The sequence below is a fragment of the Pelatocladus sp. BLCC-F211 genome (genome assembly GCF_041928655.1).
Lineage (GTDB): Bacteria > Cyanobacteriota > Cyanobacteriia > Cyanobacteriales > Nostocaceae > Pelatocladus.
In genome coordinates, this window is sequence record NZ_JBHFLM010000111.1 from 1 (window position 1) to 9,899 (window position 9,899).

The 9,899-nt window shown below is 38.7% G+C and carries 10 protein-coding genes; 4 read left to right on the forward strand and 6 right to left on the reverse strand.

The genetic code is table 11. The features are described from left to right. Positions 1-448: 448 nt before the first annotated feature. The 3 genes from ACE1AT_RS13745 to ACE1AT_RS13755 all read right to left on the reverse strand — a co-directional run bounded on the left by ACE1AT_RS13745 (position 449) and on the right by ACE1AT_RS13755 (position 3,346). Positions 449-1,900, reverse strand: a complete 1,452-nt coding sequence (locus ACE1AT_RS13745) for a YdiU family protein (RefSeq protein WP_374869164.1) — start codon at positions 1,898-1,900, stop codon at positions 449-451. A 121-nt stretch (positions 1,901-2,021) separates the two neighbouring features. After that, positions 2,022-2,591: a ribosomal protein S5-alanine N-acetyltransferase gene (gene rimJ / locus ACE1AT_RS13750; protein WP_374869166.1), complete on the reverse strand. Its 570-nt coding sequence runs from the start codon at positions 2,589-2,591 to the stop codon at positions 2,022-2,024. 23 nt (positions 2,592-2,614) lie between these two features. After that, positions 2,615-3,346, reverse strand: coding sequence for a pentapeptide repeat-containing protein (locus ACE1AT_RS13755; protein WP_374869168.1), 732 nt, complete (start codon positions 3,344-3,346; stop codon positions 2,615-2,617). A gap of 366 nt (positions 3,347-3,712) precedes the next feature. Between ACE1AT_RS13755 and bioB the strand changes: the two genes are divergently transcribed. Further along, positions 3,713-4,717, forward strand: coding sequence for a biotin synthase BioB (gene bioB, locus ACE1AT_RS13760; protein ID WP_374869170.1), 1,005 nt, complete (start codon positions 3,713-3,715; stop codon positions 4,715-4,717). Between the two features lie 97 nt (positions 4,718-4,814). Here the strand turns inward: bioB and petL are convergent, their stop codons facing one another. After that, on the reverse strand, positions 4,815-4,910 hold the full coding sequence (petL, locus tag ACE1AT_RS13765; RefSeq protein WP_016862386.1) for a cytochrome b6-f complex subunit PetL: 96 nt from the start codon (positions 4,908-4,910) through the stop codon (positions 4,815-4,817). 499 nt (positions 4,911-5,409) lie between these two features. Here petL and ACE1AT_RS13770 point away from each other — a divergent pair, with 499 nt between their 5' ends. From ACE1AT_RS13770 to ACE1AT_RS13780, 3 genes are all read left to right on the forward strand, one after another. Beyond that, the gene (locus ACE1AT_RS13770) at positions 5,410-5,919 is read left to right on the forward strand and encodes a superoxide dismutase family protein (RefSeq protein ID WP_374869172.1); all 510 of its coding nucleotides are present in this window, start codon (positions 5,410-5,412) and stop codon (positions 5,917-5,919) included. A 72-nt stretch (positions 5,920-5,991) separates the two neighbouring features. Beyond that, on the forward strand, positions 5,992-7,083 hold the full coding sequence (aroB, locus tag ACE1AT_RS13775; protein ID WP_374869174.1) for a 3-dehydroquinate synthase: 1,092 nt from the start codon (positions 5,992-5,994) through the stop codon (positions 7,081-7,083). A 35-nt stretch (positions 7,084-7,118) separates the two neighbouring features. Further along, positions 7,119-7,694 carry a Uma2 family endonuclease gene (locus ACE1AT_RS13780; protein ID WP_374869176.1) on the forward strand — a complete coding sequence of 192 codons (576 nt, stop codon included), beginning with the start codon at positions 7,119-7,121 and terminating at the stop codon, positions 7,692-7,694. A 636-nt stretch (positions 7,695-8,330) separates the two neighbouring features. Here the strand turns inward: ACE1AT_RS13780 and ACE1AT_RS13785 are convergent. Next, positions 8,331-8,936, reverse strand: a complete 606-nt coding sequence (locus tag ACE1AT_RS13785) for an exopolysaccharide biosynthesis protein (protein ID WP_374869180.1) — start codon at positions 8,934-8,936, stop codon at positions 8,331-8,333. A gap of 142 nt (positions 8,937-9,078) precedes the next feature. Continuing rightward, the gene (locus ACE1AT_RS13790) at positions 9,079-9,573 is read right to left on the reverse strand and encodes an ureidoglycolate lyase (protein WP_374869178.1); all 495 of its coding nucleotides are present in this window, start codon (positions 9,571-9,573) and stop codon (positions 9,079-9,081) included. Positions 9,574-9,899: the final 326 nt, after the last annotated feature.

Consider the following 9,899-nt stretch of genomic DNA (forward strand, 5'->3'; position numbering starts at 1 on the left):
TTCCACCTAAAAATCGAATCATTACTGAATTTACTACAAAAACGGTGAAGGAGAGGCTGCCAATGGCAGCCTCTCCTTTTCCCCCCTCGTAATGATTATCATTCTTATCTGCTGTATATTTTATTTTCTGGAAGTCCCTAAGTTCGTTTGATACAATAGAGCTAGCATTTTCAATAGATAGGTCTTCTTGACAATGATTGACATATCTTTTTTTACCATAATTCGGTCAAACCTTTATAGCGTCTGCAATGTAGGCTGCATGTCGCCCCCTCAGTTACCAAACAGAGAAGACTTATAAGCTGTTGCGCTTTTAATTTACATATTCGTTATGGTTCGGTTAATGAGTAAAATCCTCTTCCCTTCTGCCTTCTGCCTTGCTGTTATGCATTTTTAATGCATAACAGCTTATTTACTGGATTAGACGTTATATCCTTAGAATAAATTAAGTTTAAGATTGAATTTGATTAAGTAATGTGTAAAAAGGTTGCCAATTATCCTCTTGAGTAATTCCTTCCCAGATTGATTCTATGACTGGTCTTAAAATCACAGTTTGAGGATTATAACAAACTAGAGTTTGAGCTACTTGCTCTATCTCTTCCGGTGTCAAATTCGTTAAAATTCTGTGATAGATTCCCGACCAATTTAAAAATAATTCTGACCTACCTAAAGATTGCCCAATTTCTGAATCACTGAGAATAACACTTGCATCATCTGTCCATTTGCTAGAAAAGCAAGTAGCCATATCTGCAAAAAAGTGATGATAACTAACTGGATAATGCTTTAAAAAATTAATAGTTGCTTTTAAAAGTTCTTCAGCTTCTGGATGAGACAAATTCTCAAAACCTAATTTCTTTAACATTAAACGACGATATTCAGCTAAATAAAAATCATCAAATTGTGCTAAACCATCTTCCATATCAGTTTGCGGAATCACAGCTTTTAATGCTTCTTGGAGTGCTTCAAGATTCCACTTACAAATTTCTGGTTGATTAATGTAACAATAGCGTTTGTAATAGTCAAAATATGCCGCAGTAAAAAACGGGTCATAATTAGGAATAAAAGCATAGGGGCCATAATCAAAACTCTCCCCTGTAATCGACATATTATCAGTATTGAGAACCGCATGACAAAAACCAACCGCCATCCATTGTGCGACTAATTCTGCTGTCCGTTGGACTAATTCTGCATAAAATAAAGCATACTTATCTAGTTGATCATCTAAATGTTGATAGTATTCTTTAATTACATGATCTAATAGTTTTTTACTTAAATCTGGACGGCGGAAATACTGTAGCCGTTCAAAAGTACCAAAACGAATATGTGATTGACTCATCCGCACCATTACGGAAGAACGAGTAGGAGAAGGTTCATCACCCCGCCATAGTGATAAACCTGTTTCAATCATGCTGAGACATCGGGAAGTACGTACACCCATTCTATGTAACATTTCCGCAGCCAAAACTTCACGGACGCCTCCCTTTAATGTCAGCATACCGTCGCCACCACGAGCATAGGGTGTTCTACCAGAACCTTTTGTACCGAAGTCGTAAAGTTCACTATCAATACCACGCACTTGTCCGTAGAGAAAACCTCTTCCATCACCTAGTTGGGGGTTATATTCACCAAATTGATAACCGTGGTATCGCAGCGCTAATAAAGGTTTGCGTTCTTCAAATTTGCCAAAAGCGCTGATAAAATTTTCGTCTGTCACTGCTTCGGAATTGAGTCCCAGCTTTGGTAACAACGCATCATTACGCCAGCGCAGAATGTGTTGAGGAAATTCCGCAGCTGCGACTTCATCGTAATAGTCATCGCCTAAAGATTCCAAGGCGGGTTCGTAGTTAAGACCAAAAAAAGGATTTTGAGAATTAGTGTCGTTGGAAGTTTCAGCCAGAGTCATTATGAGTACAACTTAGTTCACCTTCTCTTCATCATAGTCGGAGATGGGAGGGAGGGACATGGGGGACATGGGAAGGGGGACAAGGGAGAATAACAAATGACAATTGACCATTGACCATAATTTATCTTGGTTGCCAATCGGGATTAGTTAAGCTTGTTAAAATATGATCTTGCCATTTTCCATTAATTAATAGGTAATTGCGGGCGTATCCTTCGACGACAAAGCCTAATCTTTTCAACAAATTACCACTACGCTGATTATGAGGCATGTAGTTTGCCATGATGCGATGCATATTTAGTTCTTTAAATATGTATGCGATCGCAGCTTGCAAACCTTCTGTCATATAACCTTTACCTTGTTCAGCTTCTGCAAGACCGTAGCCAACATTACAGTATTGTGCAACTCCTCGGACAAAGTTACTAAAATTTATAGTTCCAATAATTTTTTTCGGATTTTCTTTGATAAACATAAATAATCGTAAAGAAAAATCGTTGGCAAGCTCATGTAAATTTATTTCTAGTTGCAATTGCCAATATTCTTCTGTGAAAAAACTATTACCCCAAAGAGGATAAAAAGGAGTAAAATAGGCTTTATTTTCAGTAAAATACTGGATAATTTCAGGTATATCCTCTTGGGTAGCCATTCGTAATAACAGGCGTTCAGTGACAATTATTGGTGGTTCAAGTTTCATATCTCAATTTGTTGTGAATGTGATTAACTTGAATAACATTTTTTAGTATCTAAGACTTCTTTCATCCCAACCGCAGTTGGTATAAACCCTTTATTAAATAATGTCAATTTGTTGTAACAAGCATTTGTCAAAATCGCATTCTTGAAATTAGCTCTTCGTAAATCCGCACCCCGCAAATCTACACCAGTTAAATTTGTGCCTTGAAAATTGGCTTCTCTTAAATCTAAACCTTGAAGTTTAGCTCCTGTAATAGATGCTCCAAAAAGTAATGGTAATTGTTTTTTGGATGATTTTTTCAGTAAATTGATATCAGACAAGAACATCACTACATAACGCCGACGTTCTGGATCTAATTCTTGTAATGTAGCCTGAGTCATAGCTCGAATCATTGCTGAATTTTCTGACTTGGCTTGGGATTTTTCTGTTAAAACTATGTTCCCTATTGTTTTGATGTAATCAGATAAAATAACGTGACGTTGGTAATCAACTGTTGATTCAGTATTGATATAAAATTCTTTAAACTGGGATGTTTGTTGATTTAAAGTATTGCTGAGATTGCCAATAATCAACAGTAGTCCTAATACTAATAGAATTAGCGTAGTTACGATTGCTCTGAATGCCTCTTTGGGAATATTGATAGTACTAATGCTAAATTTTAATGTTTCGACAGTTCTATCAATATAAGTACTTAAGGTAGAAGATGTGGCGGCAGAAACTTCATTTACTTTAACAATTTTATTAGCTTCTTTACTCATGGACTTAGGTAGTAAAAACGAAAAAGTGTGACGCAGTTTACAAAACTGTAGTTAAAAATTGCTCTTCTTGCTAATTTAGCAGTGAATATGAAAAAAGCAACTTCAGATTTCAGGATTTTGATAATTTGAAATTGCTTATATTTTGAAATAGTAATTTACTAAATAAAATATGGAAATTTACGATTTTTATTATTTCTTTATAAATAAAGTTCTCATGTCATTGTGAATGAGATTGCTTAGTACTCAAGAGCCAGACTAGATTTATTGTTAAAATTCTCATGTGATTCAAGCAAATTCTTGATAACCTGATTTCTGAGCCAAAATCACAGGTGTGATAGAAAATTAATCAACAAGGTAGGCAAAGCCGTGGGAATACGCTACGATTGGCAAAAAGCAGAAATCAGAGCAATTTACGATACACCATTTTTAGAGCTGATATACCAAGCAGCGACTGTGCATCGTCAATATCACAACCCCAAACAAATCCAAGTTTGTAAACTCATTTCTATTAAAACAGGAGCTTGTCCTGAAGACTGTAGCTATTGCGCCCAATCTTCTCGCTACAAAACAGAAGTTAAACCACAAGCACTCTTAGACAAACAAACAGTAGTTAACATCGCCCAAGAAGCAAAAAATAGTGGTGTCAGTCGCGTTTGTATGGGTGCGGCTTGGCGAGAAGTACGGGATAATTCTCAATTTGACCAAGTTTTAGATATGGTCAAAGAAGTTACAGCATTAGGATTAGAAGTGTGTTGCACTTTGGGAATGCTGACTGAAAACCAAGCCAAGCGATTAGAAGCAGCAGGACTTTACGCCTATAACCACAACCTAGATACATCGCCAGAATACTATAGCACTATTATTACTACCAGAACTTATAGCGATCGCCTAAACACAATTAACAATGTCCGTCAGACCAACGTCACCGTCTGCTCTGGTGGTATTCTGGGTTTGGGCGAAAATGTCGAAGATCGCGTTTCAATGCTGCACACTCTGGCTAATTTGCATCCTCATCCTGAATCTGTACCAATTAATATTCTTTCTAAAGTTCAAGGTACACCCTTAGAAAATCAACCAGATGTTCCCATTTGGGATGTTGTGCGGATGATCGCCACTGCACGTCTGATTATGCCAGCTTCTGATGTGCGCTTGAGCGCAGGTAGAGCAAAACTTTCTCAAGTTGAACAGGCTTTATGCTTCTTAGCAGGCGCCAATTCTATCTTTTCCAGTGATAACGGTCACATGTTGACCGTCACCACACCTTGTCCTGGCTATGATGCAGACCAAGAAATGCTAAATTTGCTTGGTTTGGAAATGCGTCCGTCGTTTGTTGGTAAGGAGAAGGCGACAACAGAAGTTGTGGTTGGATAGTACAGAAGAGGATGCGGGAAGGGGGACAACTTATCAGTTATCAGTTATCAGTTAACTGTTAACTGATAACTGATAACTGATTCATGCCCCATGCCCATTAAAGAATCTTAGCGGCGCGCAGACCAAACAGTAAACCGACTGCAATGCCAAAAAAGATTGCCAAGAAGACGATATAAGATACTACGGCTAACATTTACGTTTCTCCACAATTGTTTACTCTTAAATCTATTGAATCATTTGTTAGTGGTTAGTGGTTGAAAAGAGGGGAAAGGGAAAGACCTTCATAGTTTGCAATACCCTTTCGATGCAATACTGCTCGGATAAGACAAATCGATTGACATTTAAATTCTGTAGAGACGCGATATATCGCGTCTCTACAACCCCAAAATTAGACAAATCCTATCCCTTGCAGTATTGCCTTTCGATGAATCGACTAACAACAACGATATTGCTACTTAACTGAGATATTTACCGAAATGTCGAACTCATGTAGTGTAGATATACATAACTTTAACCGTGTGATTGCGTAGGTGCATTTTTTAAGAAGTTTACAATCACGCCAAATATACTTTGTCTAAATACTCAATTTAAGTTATTCATCACCACTGCCGGAGGTTATGTTGAGAAAGCTTTCAAAATTAAAATATTTGTTGATCTTTGGAATTTCCATCTGCTTGATGCTATTTACTAGAATGACATTGGCACAAGCGTTTTATCCACCTAATGTCCTGCAAGCACAAGTGCAGATTACGGGTGCAGACATTAATGGCACACTCTTTTTGACACAGCGAGAAAATGAGGCGGTACGGATTCGGGGTAAAATTCAAGGCAACCCGACTAAACTGACTCCTGGTTTACATGGACTCCACATTCATGCTGTGGGTGTGTGTGAACCTGATGCTAATCCTCCTTATAGTACAAGTGGTGGACATTTTGACCCTGGACCTTTTAGTTCGGAAACTCCTGTACAGGATAACCATCCGTATCATCTAGGTGATTTACCGAATTTGGAAGTAGATGAACAGGGACGGGCAAAATACGATGCGATCACCAGTCGAATTACCCTCAGTGAAGGTCCTGTCAGTGTGTTTGACGGTAATGGTAGCGCCATCATCATTCACCTGTTACCAGATCAACAAAAAGCTGAGGGTACGGCGGCGGATGCAGGCGGAGGACGTATAGCCTGTGGAGTTATATTATGATCGCCATTTAACGGTGAAGCTAGTATAGCATTGCGGTAGAATATCCGACACGGGCTTGCAAAGGGGTTAGTAATGGCTTCCGTAATTAAAGTAAATCTACCGCAGCAGTCTTATGAGATTGCGATCGCACCAGGTAGCCTAGATCATTTAGGCGAATACATGGCTAATTTACAGTTGGGTAAGAAAGTCTTGCTAGTTTCTAACCCGACTGTTTTTCAATTTTATGGGGAAAGAGCGATCGCATCACTTCAGGCTGCCAATTTTGAAGTTGCAACCCATATTTTACCTGATGGCGAAAATTATAAAACCTTGGCATCGGTAGAAAATTTATACAACACAGCCCTGGAAAATCGCTTAGAACGTTCTGCCACAATGGTAGCTTTGGGAGGCGGTGTCATTGGCGATATGACTGGTTTTGCGGCGGCAACTTGGTTACGTGGCATTAATTTTATACAAGTGCCTACAACCCTTTTGGCGATGGTAGATGCAGCCATTGGTGGGAAAACAGGCGTCAACCATCCCCAAGGTAAAAACTTAATTGGCGCATTCCATCAACCGCGATTAGTATTACTTGACCCTGATGTGTTGAAAACGCTACCCGCACGGGAATTCGGTGCGGGGATGGCAGAGGTGATCAAGTATGGTGTTATTTGGGATGCCCAGTTATTTGCTGAATTAGAAGCAAGTCTGCGCTTGGATGAAATGAGATATATCCAGCCAGAATTAATAGACAGCATATTAACTCGTTCCTGTCAAGCTAAAGCTGATGTAGTCAGCAAAGATGAGAAAGAAGCCGGACTACGGGCGATACTCAACTACGGACATACCATTGGTCATGCAGTGGAAAGCTTGACAGGTTATACACAAATACTGCATGGGGAAGGAGTTGCGATCGGTATGGTAGCAGCAGGACAGATCGCTGTAGAACTGGGAATGTGGAGTCAGGCTGAAGCAAAACGCCAAGATGCTCTTATAGAAAAAGCAGGTTTACCAACTAAATTACCATCTGGGTTGGATATTGCAGCGATTATTGAAGCATTGCAGATTGATAAAAAGGTGAAAGCGGGTAAAGTCCGGTTTGTATTACCAACCCAAATTGGTGCAGTCACAGTCACAGATCAAGTACCAGCAGATATTATCCGGCAGGTGTTACAGAAGATGTAATTTACAATTACGATTAGCTGCCAACATTCTGTGTCATGGTATTCCAAACCAATCCCCAACTGACTTTAGAACAGTTCCTCAATCTTCCTCCTGATGAAGGGGATACTACTTACGAACTCGTTGATGGACAAGCAATTCCTAAAGTGTCACCCAAGTTTTTTCATTCTAAACTTACTCGTGTCCTTCTGTATTTAATTGAAGAATGGTCTCAGGGACGGGGAGAGATTTGTCCAGAATGGGCAATTATATTAACTCGTCGTGGACGAGATTGGGTACCAACACCAGACCTATTGTATATTTCTCATCAACGTTTACCTGTCAACTGGCATGAAAACGAAACCTGTCCAGTTCCTCCAGAATTAGTCATTGAAATTATTTCGCCCGGACAAACTTTTGGACAAATGGCGGCTAAAGCAAAAGACTATTTAGATGCTGGGGTGCTGCGGGTGTGGATAGTCGATAGTAAAGCCAGAAGCATTACTGTGTTTTACCCAGATGCAGCACCACAGACTTATATGAGAGAGCAAATACTCACAGATTCCCTGTTTGATGGACTAGAATTTAGTGCGGAACAGGTGTTTCAACAAGCAAAAATACCCTTAAATGGTTAATCGAAACTTTATTCATCTCGCAACAAGACATACAAATTCTTCTGATTCCCACGCATCAGGCGGAAATTTTCATCTAAATAGGTAATATCTGTCCTTATTCATCAGTCTTTGCCCATGAATAATCCAACAATCCCAAAATCAAAAGCGGGGATCGCTATCTGTAAATTCTTCCGGATGCATTCATTAGTCAGACGGATAAAGAAATGGTAGATGCACCCGAGTTTGTAGCCTTCAGCCTCTGGCTGGGGGCTTTATTATAGCACGTTTAAATATATTAAAACTTCTGCCTTGGTAGGGATTGAAAATATTGCTCTTCGTTAATTTTTACCGGATGCTGTTGTTAGCACTATGGATATAGAAGTGGTAGATGCACCTAATACCATTTTGGATTTTAGATTACTCTGTCGAGTAGACACTCCCTGTCTACTTGCAGAAGTCGCTAACGCGCCTACCAAAGGTAGACGCACGAAGTGCGTCTATGGATTTTGGATTGGGAAACTCTTTGTGCATAAGAGTTCTGTCAGTCTATCTGTCGCATTCTTTTTTCAAATTGGTATTAATTGCGGTCTTAAGTCCTGCACTGAGGGTTTTTTATAAAAGTTTCTAGCTTTAAATAAAAAATCAATTGCCAATTTATTAGCGTAGGAGTTCTGGTAGTAAAGTTGGAGCTGTAAAAAATAAATAACCAATCAGGGTAAATAATAGAGTAGTTAAAACAGTAAATATATAGCCAATACACATCAGTAAACCATCAGATTCTATTGTTGCCACCGCTAATAGTAAAATACCTATAGTTGGGATAGGGTTTGTAAGAGGAACGGGTGATATTAGCAATAGTGCTAACCAAGAAATACAAAACCCATTAAACCGCCAAACGTAAGGATGATCAGCTATTTTTGACAACCGAGGGCGAGCAATTTTTTCTAAAATTCTGGTAACACGTCGCAAATTTTGCAATAGGATATTGGCAAAAGCGCGAGGAAATTTATATGTAGCTATTTTTCGAGGTAGCCAAGGCGATCGCCTACCTAATACCATTTGTATTGATAATATCAAGCAAGCGCCACCAAATGGTCCCGTTAACCCTGGTGGCATCGGAAACAAAAAAGGTAAAACTAACAATGCAATCACCAAATTAAAACCTCGTTCCGAAGTTTCTGCCAAGATATCTCCAAGTGACAACGGCTTTTCAGCTAACCGTTGTAACAGTAACTTGATATCCTGAGAAAATTTTAGATGCATCTGTTCTGAGGCGATGTGAGTCTTCACAATACAGAGTCTTGCTAAATTAAATAAATTTAATTAGAGATCAATACAAATATTTTTACATTAATTCCGAAAATGACAGATTGACATCTGTCAATAGTTAGTTATTGGTTGTTAGCTAAATAATCTCAAACTCTATCTGCTGACTCTGCAAAAAATCATGAGTGAAATGATCAACTACATTCGTATCACTCAATTCTAAATTATAAAAATCTACGCTATCATGCTCAAAATATGGGCCTGCGTGCCAAGTTCCTATGTCTAATTTGATAAAACAATTTCCGGGAATACGGAACGCAGAAATATTTTCTAAATCTGGTTCTTTCACTTCATTATTAGGAGGACAAACTGCAATTAACCAGTCCTTACCTGCTAATGAACCTAGACATTGAGTGCATTGGACGTGGCGAGTAATTTTGTGAAATTTCCGTCCGCGACGTTCCAAATGCATAATATAAAAACGAGGTGTACCTTTATCTAGTTTTAATTGAGCATCTTCTGTATCAAAGGTTTTTCCATCTTGACTAGAAAAAATTACCTGTCCATAAGGGGCAAAGTTTTCTGGTGTCAGCAATTGAGCTTCTAATTGTTTGACTGTCTTTGCTATATGCATATTTATATTATGAAGTTGATTTAACCGAAGTATTACTCAGTCTTGATGGCGATCGCCATTTATAACTCTGCTCTTTTTTTGATGTTAAAACAAGTTACTTTGACGGCGCTGTATGCATATTTCTCCTTTATTGTCAAGCCTCAACATTTAAAAATATCATGTCAAATTGATCACATTAGACTATTAAACTGGAGTTTAGACTAAAAGCGATATGAGAGAACGCAAACCAAATGGAATTAGAGGTTAAAAATATTCTCAAGTCAGCCTCAAAGCATCCGCGGCCTTGAACAATTATTGTGTAGTATGCTTGTTGAGAAAAAATACAA